Raw genomic sequence first — 15,493 nt, forward strand, 5'->3', positions numbered from 1 at the left:
AAGACCACTTTTTAAAGTGGTCTTTTTTATAAAATGCGCATTTTTTTATCCTTGTTGTTTTTAGATCTGTTCAAAAACTTTAAAATTACTAGTAATGTTCTTTTTTCTCGTGACGAGAACTTTTAAAAGCATTATCGATCATGAAATGCATCACATCATTTTTTTTTCTACATTTGGAAAAGGAGATTTTTACGGTTAAAACTCAAAATAGAAATCTTGCACTTACTTATGAATTCCGATTTACAAATATGGCAGATGTTCCAAGTAGGACATGAGGCATCGTTCAAGATACTTTTTGAACGATACAACAACTCATTGTATAATTATGGATTTAAATTTACGCAGGATAATGCCATTATCGAAGATAGTATACAGGAATTGTTTGTGAAGCTATGGAGTAATAAAGAAAACCTAAATAACGATGTCTCCGTTAAAAACTATCTATATAAATCATTCCGCCGTACATTGGTCAAAAATATAGAGCAAATAGTCAAGCGGAACAATGCAGTAAATTCTTCAATTGAACATCTCCCTTTTACCATCGAGCTTCCCCATGATGTAAGCATGATCCGTAAAGAGCGTGTGTTAGAGATCAAAGATAAATTGGATCAAGCCTTGTCTCGGATGTCTCCCCGGCAACGAGAAATAATTCATCTTCGTTTCTTTGATGAATTGACCTATGCCGAAATCGCAAATATAATGGGATTGTCAACAAAGGATACATACAAACTGTACTACCGAGCCCTGGATAATCTGAAGAAACACTTTGGAAAGTTTGGCGTTTTGGTGTTGCTGCATTTTTTGAACCAGGTCAAAATGTAGATTAGAAAAAAAAGGTGATATGTAATTAAAACAGGTGACGCGCTCTGCGTTGCTCGTAACAAAAGGTCGTTTCGATTGGTTATTTGCTAATTATTTTATTAGTTTTTAAAAAAAAATAAAATTTATTGGGGTAAAATTTTAAAAAGGGGTGTATCTATAATAAAAAGGTTATGGACACTCAATTTTTAAAATACAAAAATTACAAAGCAGCAGATTTCTTTGCTGATGAAGACTTTGTGCAATCAAAGTTGAATCAGACAGAAATTGAAAATGATTTTTGGTATAGATTGGGTTCCTACGATCCAGATCTTTCCGTACAGATGGGCATAGCAGAAGTATGGATGACTTTGATTAAAGAGCAGCCTGTTGCAAAAAGTCCGATGACAAATGATCAACGTTGGGGAAATATTCAAAAGGCTATTCCAACGTATTCTCGTAAACAGAAACAACAGCTATTGATTAGAAATATTGTCGCATGGACTGCTCGTGCTGCTGCAATTATTATTTTTCTTTTTGCTATTTATGAGATCAGCCAATTTGGAACCAAATCTACCAATACTGCATATGGGCAGCGTACCGAGGTATTACTTCCAGATGCTTCTATCATAAACTTAAATAGTAACTCAAAACTTTCTTATGTACGAAACTGGAAAACAGACAAACCTCGGGAAGTCTGGCTGGAAGGGGAAGGATTGTTCGAGGTGAAGCATACCGCTATAAAAAACCGCCTTCAGGAAAATGATCTTTTTGTGGTGCATGTGGGCGAGTTGTCCTTGACTGTGCTAGGTACCAAGTTTAATGTAAAAGATCGTCGTGGGCGTATAGAAGTTACACTCTTTGAAGGGAGTGTCAAAGTTGAAGGAGAAAATGGCGTGGATAGGATATTGACTCCAGGGGAAACATTTGTATATGATGAAAATCTTAAAGTTGACGAAATCAGTCATAGTAGTAGCCCATCTAAAGTATCCTCATGGACTCGTGGTGAACTCAATATAGAACATAGTGATCTTGCAAACATCATCAGCGTCCTCGAAGATAATTATGGTTACCAAGTGAATGTCGAGGACCCAGACTTATTAAATAAGCGCTTTACAGGAACGATTCCTGTGAAAGGAATTGATGATATCCTTTTCGTAATCAAACACACGATGAATGTCGATATTACTGTCCAGAACAAACAAATTAATATTAAATCAAATAAGTAGAAAAGTGACCGCAAAAATGGAAACCTAACAGAATAAAGAAAACAAACTAACCTTAACAATTAACATTAATCAACATTTATGAAACCACGATTACTCGTGCTACTTCTCCTCCTGTTTACCTATGCAGGTGGCTATGCACAAAAAAGGGTATCTCTTTCCCATGCATTGGATGAGGTCTCTCGAATTTATGGGACAAAATTTTCTTATGAAGAGGGGCTGATAAGAAATGCTTTTGTCGAAACCGAAATGGTACCTAAAAATAGAAAATTACCAGTTGAATCTGTATTAAAAGAGCTTTTATACCCTAGTAATTTCTTGTTCCTCTATGTACAAAATAATTATTTTACCATTATCCGTGATAGTAGAGATAATAGAGAGGGAGATAACCGTTTCTGGAAAGTATTAACCGGAATAGTTAAAAACGATCAAGGAAAGCCAATGGTTGGCGTAACTGTTTTGACAGATGGACATGGCGTAAGGTCTGGCGTAACGACCAGTAGCGATGGTCGGTATACTTTACGTTTAATCGAACCTGCAGAAGCACTTATTTTCTCGTATGTCGGGATGAATCCTGAACGTCGTGTTATTGGAAGCCATACGCAACTCAACGTTACTATGAATGATGTTGTTAATGTACTTCAAGATGTAGAGGTTGTTTCGACGGGTTATACGCAGTTACCAAAGGAACGTGCTACTGGATCGTTTGGTACTGTTACTTCAAAACAAATACAAGAGACTCCGGCGATTAATGTATTGGAACGGATTCAGGGATTAGTACCAGGAATGTATGTAGATCCAAGAAACAATTCGATACGCATACGTGGGATCAATAGCTTTGGTACAGGAGATACTCCTAAAGATCCTTTGATCGTAATCGATGGATTCCCAATGGCTGAAACAGTCGATGCATCATTTTCATTGACAGGAAAAGGAACTACTCAGAGTGCAGGAGGAGCAATTTTAAGTCGCATTAATCCAAATGATATTGAAAGCATTACCGTACTTAAAGATGCTGCTGCTTCGTCGATTTGGGGTGCAAAGGCGGCAAATGGTGTTATTGTTATTGAAACAAAAAAAGGTCGTAATGTACCGACATCATTGAGTTTTGGTACATCTCTAAGTATCGCAGCACCAGCAGATCTAAATAAGATGGATCGCATGTCATCATCACAATATATTGATCTGGAGAAACAATTATTTGATGAAGGTTTTATTGGTGATAATTTTCTAAAAAATGATTGGGAACCTTTTAATGCTAATCAACCGCACTCCGAATCATTGGAATGGATGTTTCGTGTAAAACGTGGGACAGCAACGGAACAGGAACGTAATGTAGCATTGGCCCGATTGGGAGCTACGGACAACAGGAGTCAAATTAAAGACTATTTGTTGCAAAATGCGGCTTCACAACAGTATAACCTTTCGATATCTGGTGGTGCAAGTAAAAGCACTTATTTTGTGTCATCCAATTACAGTAAAGATGTACCAGTTTTTAAGGGTAATAAAGGAGAAAGCTTTACCACAACGGCTAATTTAACGAATATGTTATTTAATGACCGGGTGAAAATCGGTACGGGTATAAATTATAACTACGGAAATTCTGTTACTAATAATGCTGCGATCAATGCCCTATCTTCTAATCCTTATGGTGGAGGTCTGTTACCTTACAATTTATTAAAAGATGAAAATGGAGATAATTTGAGACGTTATATTCAATTTAGACCTGAAGTTGCTCAGGATTTTGAAAGCCGTGGTTACCTTGATTGGGCTTATAATCCTATCGAAGAATTAGAAACGGGAAGTTACAATGATCAAACTCATCGTTTGCGAATGCATATGGATGTCAATACAAAATTGAACAGTTGGGCAGATCTTTCTTTCATGGGGCAATGGCAACGTGAATTGAATAACCAGGAGAATATTGATGATGTGAATAGCTATTCGCTTCGCAATCAGATCAATTTGGGAACTACATTTAACGAAAATGGTAATTTCGTATATGGCTATCCGCTGGGAGGAACACTCGGTGTGCGCAACTATAATGGCTCTCAGTATGTATTCCGCTCACAATTAAATATAAATAAAGCTTTCGGTGCTGATGAAAAACATGCGTTGAACTTTTTGGCGGGAGCAGAGTGGAAGCAGAACAGTTATCGATCGTCAACTGATGTCTACCTTGGATTTAATGAAGATACTTATTCTTTTGCAGTGATCAACCCGAGAGGTGAATATACAAATATCTATGGTTGGCCTGATTATTTCAGTTCTAATGCCTCAGTAGCTAAAAATAGATCACGTGCACTTTCGTATTACTCTAATGCTGCTTTTTCAGCATTTAAAGGAAAATATGTGTTTTCTGGAAGTGTCCGTTTCGATGATTTTACGGTTGTAGGTGCATCTCGAGATCAGCGCGCTAAACCTTTGTGGTCAGTAGGGGGAAAGTGGGATGCTAAAAAAGAGAATTTCTTACAAGATGCTGTATGGGCGGATGCCTTAGGTATACGATTGACTTATGGTGTCAATGGAACGTTGCCCAATAGTGCTGGCCGAACAATTATTATCAATACGAGCACAGATCTGATCTCTAATGAAGTGACAGCAGATATTGTCTCACCCGCTAATAAACAGATTTCTTGGGAAAAGGTTAAGACTTTTAATATCGGTGTAGACTATGGCATCTGGAATAATAGATTGCAGTTTAATTTTGACTATTACACCAAACGATCATCTGATATTATTTACGATTTTCCGTTTAACCCAACTTATGGTTGGACTAGAGTCAAATTTAACAGCTCTACTATGGAGGGTCATGGCGTAGATCTGGGTGTTAAGGCAACGTGGCTGCAATCTAAAGTGAAGTGGAGTACCTTATTTAATTTTGGATATAATACCAATAAGGTTACCGATTCACGATTTGTCAACCCAACGCGTGTAATAGACTACATCAATGGAAGTGTGCCGATTGTAGAAAACCCGACAGATTATATGTATGCATACCGCTGGGCAGGTCTGGATAATCAAGGCCGATCACAAATTTATAAACAAAATGGCGATATCGTTAGTGCGGATGAACCTGCTAATGCAATTTCAGCAGATGATCTAGTGAAAGTCGGTCGTACGACACCGCCTTATTTTGGCGGATTTTTTAATACGTTTTCTTATAAAGATTTTACTTTGGGCGTACGGATCAGTTACGAATTGGGACATGTTTTTAGACGCTTATCAGTACAAAATTATCCTGATTATGCACCTTACAGCGGGGCTATCGGTTTACAGTCTGATCTTGCAGAAAGATGGAGAAAGCCTGGTGATGAGGCCATCACAAATATACCGGGATTGAGTAAGGAAGGGTATCAGTTTAATAGTCTTTCTCGTTACACCAATTCGGATGCACTCGTGATTAGTGGTAGCAACATCCGTTTGCAGCAAATTGATCTTGGTTATAATGTTCCCTTCAAAACGCTTGAAAAAACTCCTTTCAAAACAGTCAATGTGAGCGGTAGTGTACGAAATCTAGGTCTTATATGGCGCAAAAATAAAGAAGGTATAGATCCTATGTATAGAACTTTGAATACGTATTCTAACCTGCCACCATCGCCAACATTTTTTGTAACGTTAAATATGTCTTTTTAAACAACTAAAGCTATGAAAATCAAAAATATTATACTCTATAGTTTGGTTATCTCGGGGGTTCTAATAACTTCCTCCTGCAGAAAGTATGTGGAGGTAGACCAAAATGATAGACGTACTTTGAAGACGACGGACGACTACCGTTACTTGGTCAATAATAAAGGCAATTTTGAAAGTTCTTTTGTATTGCCCCTTGTTACCAGTGACAATATAGCGCCATCTGTTGCACAGTCAGCATCTATCGCATGGGGTGATATCTATCAACGTGCTTATTTATGGAATGATTACTTCTATTTCGATAATCAACAAGATGTAGCATGGAACAATTTGTATAAACATATCTATATTGCCAATGAGATTTTGACTGGTGTAATGGATAGTCAAAATGGTAGCGAAATACAGAAACGTAGCATAGCCGCCGAAGCGCGTGTGCATCGGGCATTTTCTTATTTTTCTTTAGCAAATCAATATGCACCTATTTACGATCCTACAAAAGCAACGAGTCAGCAAGGTGTGCCGTTATTATTAACTCCAGATTTGTTTCAAAGCTTAAATCGGGTGCCATTGTCTCGTGTTTATGAACAGATTATTGAAGACCTTACTGTAGCAATAGCTGACCTTCCTAATTTTCCGTCATTTAATTACCATCCTTCAAAGATTGCTGCTTATGCATTGATTTCAAGGGTGTACTTGACCATGCGCAATTTTGAAGAGAGCGGAAGATATGCGGATCTCGCCTTGGCGTTGAATCCGACGGTGTATAATTTGGAAGAATTTAATACCGCAACTTATCCAAGACTTGTCGATGATAAAGAGGTGCTCTTATCTAAAACAAGTGCCGGATTTGTCAGGGGACCTCTCAATCCTGAATTGATATCTTTATATAATGCCGATGATCTTCGTTTTAAAATGTTTATCGGTAGAGAAGAGAATACGGTTAAAGGTTATGTATATATTAAGCCACAGTTTAACGGAACTTATTATTACAATGCTTATGTAGGCTTGAATTCGCCTGAAATCTATCTCAATAGAGCTGAAGTATATGCACGCCAAAATAATGCAGCTAAAACTGTTGAAATGTTGAACATACTACGGAAAAAACGATTTTCAACAACTAAATATATTGCATTGACAGTAACTGATGTCCAGGCAGATCTGCTGCAATATGTCATGGATGAGCGTCGTCGCGAATTTGTCGGGACAGATTTACGTTGGTACGATATGAGGCGCTTGACTCTGGATGCAGATTACTATAAACCAGTCACTAGAACTCTGAATGGGCAAACCTATACTTTGCAGGCCAATAGCCCACGTTTTGTATATCCTATCAATCAGGAGGTGCTAACGCTTAACCCTGAAATTGGTCAGAACCCTAGATAATAACAATAACATGAAACATCATGGGTAGGATTCATAAATAGTGATGGATACTGTTCATGATTGTTTCATCAAGAATAAATAACAAATTATATATTGATGAAAAAGCAAACGATTTTTTTACTGTTGTGTCTCGTGCAGGCTGTGCTATATGCACAGCCTCGCTATGATAGCAGTGTCTTTAAACAGAAAAACTCCAAAATAGATGATGTTGTGCAGATTGTGTACAATGCGAAGGATAAGGATCTGGAATTCAGTGATGAGGTGAACGCTAATGTGTTTGTCTTTAACAATTTTAGTTGGAGCAAATCTGTGCTTCCTTTAAAGAAGAACAGTACTGGAGTATGGACGGCTGATGTGCCTATTAGTTCGACGACGGCTTTCATAGGCGTAAAATTCTATCAGGGGGATATCAACCAACCGGATGCCGCGGATAATAATAACGATAGGGGTTATGCGGTTGCTTTGAAAAATGAGAAAGGAAAAGCGATCGCCGGCAGTTACTTAGCTGAAGCTGCTTTTCAGGTACCTAGCATAACTGGTGGTGACATCATATATTATTATGCCAATACTCCTGCAGTACCTGCACCTGAGTATTTAAAAACTTTGGGTGCTAAAGAGTATGCATTGTCAGGAAAAGATTACTTAAACTATTTTCAGTCTTTTATGAATTTGCAACAGTTAGCACTTGGTGATGCATTCCCTATCTATGCACAAAAACTGATCAACGATGCGCTTGCTGATAAAGGACTTGATGATCAAACATTGGGCTTGTTTTATAATTATGCAAATGGTCGGTTAAAGGACGCAGCATTGATCTCACGCTTAGAGAAACGGGTAAATGCTGATTTTCCAAATGGCCCTACGGCACGGTTTATCGCTTTTACGAATACTAAAGGATCCAGTCCAGACAAAGCGGAGGTAATCAGTTCTTATGAAGATTTTTTAAAACGTTTTCCAATTGAACAATGGCGTAAAAAACCGAATGCACAAAATTTTATCTATTATGCTGTGTATCGTGGATTGGGATCGTCGTATTTCGAATCTAAGCAATTTGATAAATTTATTTCCCTTTATGATGATCTTGATTTTAGAACAGGAAATGAGTTGATGCGCTGGAATATCATGCGGGCTTATATGTTCAACATGGTAGGAAAAGATAGTTTGTACAACATTGCTGAGGCGATTATGCCTAAGCTCATTGCGAGAAAAGGAGATAACTCTTATAAAGAGGATTTTGATACTAAAGCACAGGCAGATTCTAATGTCGTAAAAAACTTGGATGAGCGATTGTTTACTCATATCTCTCTTTTAAATGATCTTAAAAAGTATGGAGAGGCACGCAAGTATTTCTTGGAACTTTCTGAAAAAGGGAAATATGACAACGCTGAATTGAATGAGATCAATCTTCAGGTATTGGAAGGTCTTAACGATGATAAACAGATCTTGCCTCTTTTGGAGATGAGTGCTAGGTATAATGCGATGACACCGCGCATGTTTGAAAAATTGAAAGTGATCTATCTAAAAAATCATAATGGTGATGGAAAAGAATATGAGGCTTATCTCTCTCGTTTAAAATCGGACGAAGAAAAGGCCGAGATGAAGGCTTATGTGGATCATAATTGGGTAAACCATCCAATGCCAGATTTTCGTCTTGAAACTGCAGATGGATTGTTTTTAACTCCTGAAGATTGGAAGGGTAAAATTGTTGTCGTAGATTTTTGGGCTACTTGGTGTCGTCCATGTATCATGGCATTTCCGGGGATGCAGCTCTTGGCAGACAAATACGCAAATGATAAAGCAGTAGGCATCTATATGTTGGGCACCATGCAGACGGGAGATTATAAAAGCAAGTCGGTAAATTATGTACGTGGAGAGGGATATAGATTCAACTTATTGCATGATTCGGTAAATCCGACCACTAATGAGCAGGATTTGGTGTTTAAACAGTTGGTACCGCTGTTTGGTGACTCGTCTATTCCACGTAAGATCATAGTGAAAGATGGTCGTGTGCGCTACTGTTCTGGTGGATACTCGGGTAGTCCTAGTAAATTGATGGATGAGCTATCGCTGGCGGTAGAGATCTTAAAAAATGAAAAATAAACAGTTTTATAAATCACATATTATGAATAGGAAAGCAACAGGTTTGCTCGTTGGGATGGTTGGTCTAAGTCTGTCTTTACAGGCGCAGATGAATCCGAAATATAAATTTGAGGAAGCTTTGAAACTGATACAGCAAAATTACGTCGATCAGGTTAATGAGGAGCATCTGGTAGACGCAGCAATAAAAGCGATGATTGCTGATCTGGATCCGCATTCTCGTTATACCAGTAGAGAAGAGGCGGAGGCTATGCGCGAAGCAATGAGTGGAAGCTTTGCGGGGATAGGGATTCAGTTTTTGAAAGACAATGATCAGATTTTTATCACAATGGTAAATCCAGATGGTCCGGCCATGCGAGCAGGAATCCGTGTAGGTGACCAAATTCTGACAGTGGATGGCGAAACAGTTACGGGTAAAGAATGGGGGAATAAAGAGGTGATGGAAAAACTTCGCGGGGAGAAAGATGTGCCCGTAGCGTTAGGGGTCGTATCTCCAGGTAATCCAGAAATCAAAAATATTCGGATCGTTAGAGAAAATATTCTGGAAAAATCGGTGCGTGAAAGTTATATGGTCGATAAAGAAATCGGATATATAGCGCTGTCCATTTTTAACCGTACTACACGTCCAGAAATCGATGAAGCATTAAAAAAGCTGAAAGAGCAGGGTATGAAAAAACTCATTTTGGATTTACAGAGCAATGGCGGCGGATATGTGGAATCTGCAATTGGTGTAGTGGATGAATTTGTGCCAAAAGAAAAAATTGTTTTCTATTCAGTGCCAAACGAGGGTGGTAAAGATTATTATTTTACAGGAGGGTATGGTCAGTTTTATGAAGGTGAACTGGTGGTTTTGATAGATGAATCCACAGCATCGTCAAGTGAGATCGTGACTGGCGCATTGCAGGATTGGGATAGAGCAGTTGTTATCGGACGTCGCAGTTTTGGGAAAGGTTTGATGCAAAAACCTGTTCCTTTATCGGATGGTTCAGAGATGCAGCTGACTGGTGCAAGATATTATACGCCTTCGGGACGCTCTATTCAGAAGCCCTACACTAAGGGAAAAGAAGACTATTTCGAGGATTTTAATAGACGTATGGAGTCGAAAGAATTGCTGGAAGAAGGACATGTACAATTTCCCGATTCATTAAAATTTACAACACTTAATAATAAAAGAATTGTCTACGGAGGTGGTGGAATTATGCCTGATCGATTTGTAGCTATTGATACAAATGAATACAGCACATGGATGTCGCAATTGATGAATAAAGGTGTGGTCGCTAAAGGAGGATTTGAATTTGTACAGCAAAATCGAGCTGCATTGTTAAAAGCGTTTCCCGATTTTGAAAGCTTTAATAAGCGCTTTAAAGTTGCTAAAGAGCTTCATGGGCAGTTGGTGAATGCAGGTCGTAAACTTTCAATCCAAATACCAGGAGAAAAATATAAGGCTTCACACGAGGCTATTGACACGGAATTGAAAGCTCAAGTGGCTTCGCTGCTGTACACCGGCGGAGACTACAGGGCACGAATTCGTAATGAGGCAAACGAAAGTTTTAGACAAGGATTACTTGTCTTACGAGATGAAAATCTTTTTAAACAGTTATTAAATACAGGAACAGTAGGTAAAAAATAAAATACTTAATAAATTAATGATGAAAAATATGAAATGGGCTTTGATGCTAGCTTTTGCTTTGCCGGCTTTTGGATTTGCACAGCAAAATTATACCGTAATAGGAACAGTTGGTAAATTAAACAAACCAGCAAAGGCATACCTGCGCTTAAATTATGATGGAAAAGAACGAATTGACTCTACAGAAATAAAGAATGGTAACTTTGAATTTAAAGGTAGCATTCCTTCTCCTATGGAAGCGCATGTGCGTATTGTTCATGATGATGCTCCTTTTGATCCAGCAAAACCACCGAAACAGGATATACTGCCTTTTTTAATTGAAGCAGCTACGATAAAGTTGATTTCTACGGATTCTATTAAGCATGCTAAAATAGCTGGCTCACCATTGAATGCTGAAAATGAAAAGGTAAATGCTTTTCTAAAACCGATCTATGATCAATATGAAGTTTTGAATAATGAGTATAAATCCAAATCATTGGCTGACCAGCAAGATCCAAAATATATCAAATCTCTTGAGGAGCGTGCTGATGCTATTCAACAAGCTACGATTGATGCAAAAATGGATTATGTAGCCAAAAATCCGAAGAGTTATATGGCGCTAATGGCCTTTAATTCTACTTTACCTCCTGAATTTGATGCTATCAAGGCCGAAGAAGTGTTTTTAAAGCTTGACCCAAGTTTACAGCATTCAATTCTTGGTCAGGATCTAGCGAAACGCATAGCTTTAGTGAAAAAAACAAGTGAAGGGGTAGAAGCACAGGATTTTATACAGCCGGATGTTGATGGTAAGCCTGTTAAATTATCTGATTATAGAGGTAAATATGTTCTGATTGATTTTTGGGCATCATGGTGCGCACCTTGTCGACGTGAAAACCCTAATCTGGTGAAATCTTATGCCAAATACCAGAAAGAGGGCTTTGAAATATTGGGTGTGTCTATGGATAAAGCTGCAGATAAAGCAAAATGGTTAAAAGCGATACAAGATGATGGCTTGACTTGGAAGCAGGTAGGTGATCTTAAAGGATGGGAAAATGAAGCGGGTGTGATGTATGATGTGAAGGCAATACCGATGAATTTTTTGGTGGATCCGAATGGAAAGATCATTGCTAAATATTTACGTGGGGAAGAGCTGGATAATAAACTTGCGGAGATATTTGGAAAATAATATAATAACCTCAATATATATCTAGTTAGAAAGGAAAGAGCCGCCTCTCAAAGCGGCTCTTCTTTTTTATAATCAATTATGCTGTTTGATATGAGAAAAAAAATAATCGCCGTCTTAATTTTATATGCCGCTCTGATCGGTTTTTGTCATGCGCAAGAGAAAGCGGTACAGGCAGATATTCAAAAAATCATAGTGTTGTTAAATAATAAAAATAGCATTGGTTTATTGAAAATGATGGCAGACTCCTGTACAATAGGCAATTTACCTTCGACTATTGATAAGCAGCGCATTCTCCCAGATATACTTGCTAATTTCCAAGGTGTCGATACATATGAATGGATTACAGATTCTGTAATGGCAAGTGGGGACCACTTTGTTTCGCTATTGATAAATTATAGAAATGGAGGTCGTGGGAAACCTACATTTGTATTTAATAAAGATGGCAAAATGGTCGAGCTTGGGATTATTAAGGTAAAATTAACGGCCAATCCGACACAGGCGCTCGCTGCGGCATTGTCTAATACAATTATGCCGGATACTATGCGTGTCAAGTTTAAGTTAATCAATGATTTAATTTATGTTCCAGCAATATTAAACGGAATCGATGGATTTTTTATGTTTGATTCAGGAGCTGCATCGATTATGCTTAGAAAAAAGTATGTACCTGAGCATGCTATAAATAAGGATGTAAACTTGGATTTTACGGGTATGGGGGGCAGTATGTCTGATGTGAATTGGTCTACCGGCAATCATTTGATCTGGGGTGAAATGGTCATTAACTCTCTGGATGCTCCAGCGGTGTCAATGGCGGAGATGGATCAGGAAGAGTTAGTGGTTGGCCCTCTTTTTGGACTAATGGGTTTCGGTATCTTCAGTGCTTTTCAGCTTTCGATAGATTATGATAAACATGAGCTGCTTTTAGAGCGAGTAGATAGGGCTGGTCATTTAGCAGGATTAACTTTCAAACATGGTAAACCTCTTGCTACTATTCCTATAAAAATGAGACGGCATATTCCGATTATCGATCTAAATATTGGAGGGAGAAGCTACCCCATGGGCATAGATTGTGGAGCAAATACTAATTTACTTAAAAACGAAGTTGTACATGAACTCATGCCTTATTTACGCTTTGAAGGAAAGACTACAAGTCTGCTAGGTGTGGGAAATAGTCAGACCAAGAGTGAAGTGGCGCATCTTGAAGAAGCACATATCGACTCACTGAGTTTAACCCCTATGTCAACAGTTATTACGGAACAAGCTATAGGTGCAGGAAAGGGAGATCAACAGCTTCCAATGGTCGGACTCTTAGGTACACCATTCTTAAAACAATTTAAGATGGTATTCAATTTTCAAAAGGGAAACTTATATCTGTACTAAAATTTTTAACAGTTATTTTAATAGAAGGATTTTTTCAATGATGAACGTCAATTCCCGATAGTAAAAAGGAAAATTATTAGTTTTGATAGTGAGATATGTAGACTTTTAAACTACAAATAGCGTCTTTCTGTATTTTTTAAAATTTTATATCCAACTATTTTTACATCGTTATTATAAGGTAAAAGTGAGGGACGGCCATTATATGCATGGTCGTTCTTTTCTTTATACTAATTCTCTCAGAAAAAATGTTTTATAAAATTTAAATCATTGTTCTTAAATGCGTCTTTTTATCAACTTGATGTATCTTCTTGCCTTTTCAAAAGAAAATTACAGTTTTATATTTGTTTTCATAAAAATTAACGAAAAGTATTTGAATTAGTAAAGCGGTCTAACTACTACTAAAGGTGTCAGGATTACTCGTTAGTTTTTGTATGTCAGAGCAAAAGTAAGTCCTTTCGTATATATCTTGCCCTTGAAATATCTATACAAGCAGTGATAACCTGTGATGAAGTTTTGATAAACATGTAGTCGGCATCTGTCGGGTATGTGACAACTGTTGAATTAAGACAAGACACCTGTTACCTAAACAATAACAACAAATCTGAACATTAGGTTTTGACAGCAACAGTAATATTTTAAAAGGGCTTTATGTTTAATGGGGTAAAGTACAGGCAAAGTGTGATCAAATACAAGGTGAAAGTAAGCTTTTGGATGATGAGCAACATGCTTCAAATTTTTTAGGGAAATGGGTAAATTAGTTATTTTAAATGGATATATCCTGTGAAAGGAAATGAGAGAAAAGAAGAATTTTATTTTACAAGCTATTGAAGATTCAGAAGTGGTTTTTATTACTCATGGATTCCAAAAAGCAAAAGTTGTAGATATTGTTGATTCAATCCATGTTTCAAGATCAACGTTTTTTAAGTACTTTGGAAACATTTATGGTATAATGGAATTAGCAATATTTCATCAAATATCGCAGTGTTATGCGCTAATGAGAATGAACTATATACATGTGAAAAATAGAGAAGAATTTTTGAAAGAGCTGCTTGCGTTCAAAAATATGTATTATAAAAATAACCCGATTTTATGTCAATATTACACGACGAAGGATCTTTTGCCAAAGCGTTTTGATCCATTGAAAAAAACAATTAAACGCCACGAAGATGAATTATTAGAAGATTTTTTAGAAAAAAACTTCTTTTCTGAGGGTGAAATATCATATTTTAAGCATAGTATTACTAACGGATTAGTAAATGGTAACGAAGATAAATCAATTCTCTTTTAAAGATTTCCTGTTTCATAAAACAATGGATAATCGCGTTCATGGGGGACTTTTAATGTTAAAATCTTTTAAAACTGAGATTGATACCTATCTCCTGCAACAACCTGTTCGTTTTGACTATTTGGGGGTCTGTCTAATTAGAAAAGGAACTTTAAAATTTTCCTTAAACTTTGTTGAGCATACTCTTTCTCAAGATAGTATTTATTTTCTATCTCCTATGATTGTGATGCAGATTTTAGATTGTTCGGAAGATATTGAAATGTACACCCTATTTACAGATTTTGACTTTTTTCAAAAAATGAGTTTACCGATATACAAAGCTTATTCAATGGAAAAATTAGGACGTGAGTGTGAAACTATACTTTTATTATCATCAAGAGAGTCAAATCGTTTTTATGAATATTTCCATAATTTGGAAAACCAAAATACTGCCCAGGAAGATCTGATGTTCCGAATGGAAATAATTAAAATGACATTGATGTTGTTGTTTTATGAAATAAGTGCAAAAATTAGTGGAAGTTTGGATAAAACAAATACAGGATTTGAACACAAAAACCGGATGGTAATGGAATTTTTAAATCTTGTATCCATTAATTTTAAAACTATTAGATCTGTTCAATATTATGCAGATCAATTATTTATTTCGAGAAAACATTTAAGTCGTATTGTTAAGGAAGTGACTGGGAAAACTCCAAAATCAATATTAGACGAAATCGTAATCTCAGAAGCAGTTATTTTACTAAATGTTTCAAGCTTGTCTATTAAAGATGTGATGGGCAAACTAAATTTTTCAGATTTCGCAACTTTCAGTAGATTTTTTAAGAACATGGTAGGTAAATCACCATTACTGTACCGTAAGCAGCTTGATAAAAATGAATTTTAGTAAAGTACATGTAGTAAACACA

The 15,493-nt window shown here is 37.0% G+C and carries 10 protein-coding genes; all 10 read left to right on the top strand.

Annotated elements, in window-relative coordinates:
- Positions 1–228: 228 nt before the first annotated feature.
- Positions 229–822, top strand: a complete 594-nt coding sequence (locus WH188_RS13880) for an RNA polymerase sigma factor (protein WP_339424144.1) — start codon at positions 229–231, stop codon at positions 820–822.
- 170 nt (positions 823–992) lie between these two features.
- Positions 993–2,027 (top strand): FecR family protein, encoded by a 1,035-nt coding sequence (locus tag WH188_RS13885; protein WP_339424145.1) that lies wholly within the window; start codon positions 993–995, stop codon positions 2,025–2,027.
- Between the two features lie 78 nt (positions 2,028–2,105).
- Entirely contained in the window at positions 2,106–5,660 is a 3,555-nt protein-coding gene (locus WH188_RS13890; protein WP_339424146.1) for a SusC/RagA family TonB-linked outer membrane protein, read from the top strand.
- A 12-nt stretch (positions 5,661–5,672) separates the two neighbouring features.
- Positions 5,673–7,037: a RagB/SusD family nutrient uptake outer membrane protein gene (locus WH188_RS13895; RefSeq protein ID WP_339424147.1), complete on the top strand. Its 1,365-nt coding sequence runs from the start codon at positions 5,673–5,675 to the stop codon at positions 7,035–7,037.
- A 96-nt stretch (positions 7,038–7,133) separates the two neighbouring features.
- Complete coding sequence (locus WH188_RS13900) at positions 7,134–9,137, top strand: TlpA family protein disulfide reductase (RefSeq protein ID WP_339424148.1); 2,004 nt, start codon at positions 7,134–7,136, stop codon at positions 9,135–9,137.
- Complete coding sequence (locus WH188_RS13905; protein WP_339424149.1) at positions 9,127–10,764, top strand: S41 family peptidase; 1,638 nt, start codon at positions 9,127–9,129, stop codon at positions 10,762–10,764. Before WH188_RS13900 ends, WH188_RS13905 begins: the two co-directional genes overlap by 11 nt.
- Positions 10,765–10,780: 16 nt before the next feature.
- Complete coding sequence (locus tag WH188_RS13910; protein ID WP_339424150.1) at positions 10,781–11,926, top strand: TlpA disulfide reductase family protein; 1,146 nt, start codon at positions 10,781–10,783, stop codon at positions 11,924–11,926.
- Between the two features lie 90 nt (positions 11,927–12,016).
- Positions 12,017–13,303, top strand: coding sequence for an aspartyl protease family protein (locus tag WH188_RS13915; RefSeq protein ID WP_339424151.1), 1,287 nt, complete (start codon positions 12,017–12,019; stop codon positions 13,301–13,303).
- Between the two features lie 790 nt (positions 13,304–14,093).
- Positions 14,094–14,591 (top strand): TetR/AcrR family transcriptional regulator, encoded by a 498-nt coding sequence (locus tag WH188_RS13920; RefSeq protein WP_339424152.1) that lies wholly within the window; start codon positions 14,094–14,096, stop codon positions 14,589–14,591.
- 52 nt (positions 14,592–14,643) lie between these two features.
- The gene (locus WH188_RS13925; RefSeq protein ID WP_339424153.1) at positions 14,644–15,471 is read left to right on the top strand and encodes a helix-turn-helix domain-containing protein; all 828 of its coding nucleotides are present in this window, start codon (positions 14,644–14,646) and stop codon (positions 15,469–15,471) included.
- Positions 15,472–15,493: the final 22 nt, after the last annotated feature.

The organism is Sphingobacterium sp. MYb388, assembly GCF_037479535.1.
Lineage (GTDB): Bacteria > Bacteroidota > Bacteroidia > Sphingobacteriales > Sphingobacteriaceae > Sphingobacterium > Sphingobacterium anhuiense.

What these genes read in the sequence shown, in the direction of transcription:
- WH188_RS13880 (WP_339424144.1), top strand. Translation starts at nt 229, where the DNA reads ATGAATTCCGATTTACAAATATGGCAGATGTTCCAAGTAGGACATGAG.
- WH188_RS13885 (WP_339424145.1), top strand. Translation starts at nt 993, where the DNA reads ATGGACACTCAATTTTTAAAATACAAAAATTACAAAGCAGCAGATTTC.
- WH188_RS13890 (WP_339424146.1), top strand. Translation starts at nt 2,106, where the DNA reads ATGAAACCACGATTACTCGTGCTACTTCTCCTCCTGTTTACCTATGCA.
- WH188_RS13895 (WP_339424147.1), top strand. Translation starts at nt 5,673, where the DNA reads ATGAAAATCAAAAATATTATACTCTATAGTTTGGTTATCTCGGGGGTT.
- WH188_RS13900 (WP_339424148.1), top strand. Translation starts at nt 7,134, where the DNA reads ATGAAAAAGCAAACGATTTTTTTACTGTTGTGTCTCGTGCAGGCTGTG.
- WH188_RS13905 (WP_339424149.1), top strand. Translation starts at nt 9,127, where the DNA reads ATGAAAAATAAACAGTTTTATAAATCACATATTATGAATAGGAAAGCA.
- WH188_RS13910 (WP_339424150.1), top strand. Translation starts at nt 10,781, where the DNA reads ATGATGAAAAATATGAAATGGGCTTTGATGCTAGCTTTTGCTTTGCCG.
- WH188_RS13915 (WP_339424151.1), top strand. Translation starts at nt 12,017, where the DNA reads ATGAGAAAAAAAATAATCGCCGTCTTAATTTTATATGCCGCTCTGATC.
- WH188_RS13920 (WP_339424152.1), top strand. Translation starts at nt 14,094, where the DNA reads ATGAGAGAAAAGAAGAATTTTATTTTACAAGCTATTGAAGATTCAGAA.
- WH188_RS13925 (WP_339424153.1), top strand. Translation starts at nt 14,644, where the DNA reads ATGTTAAAATCTTTTAAAACTGAGATTGATACCTATCTCCTGCAACAA.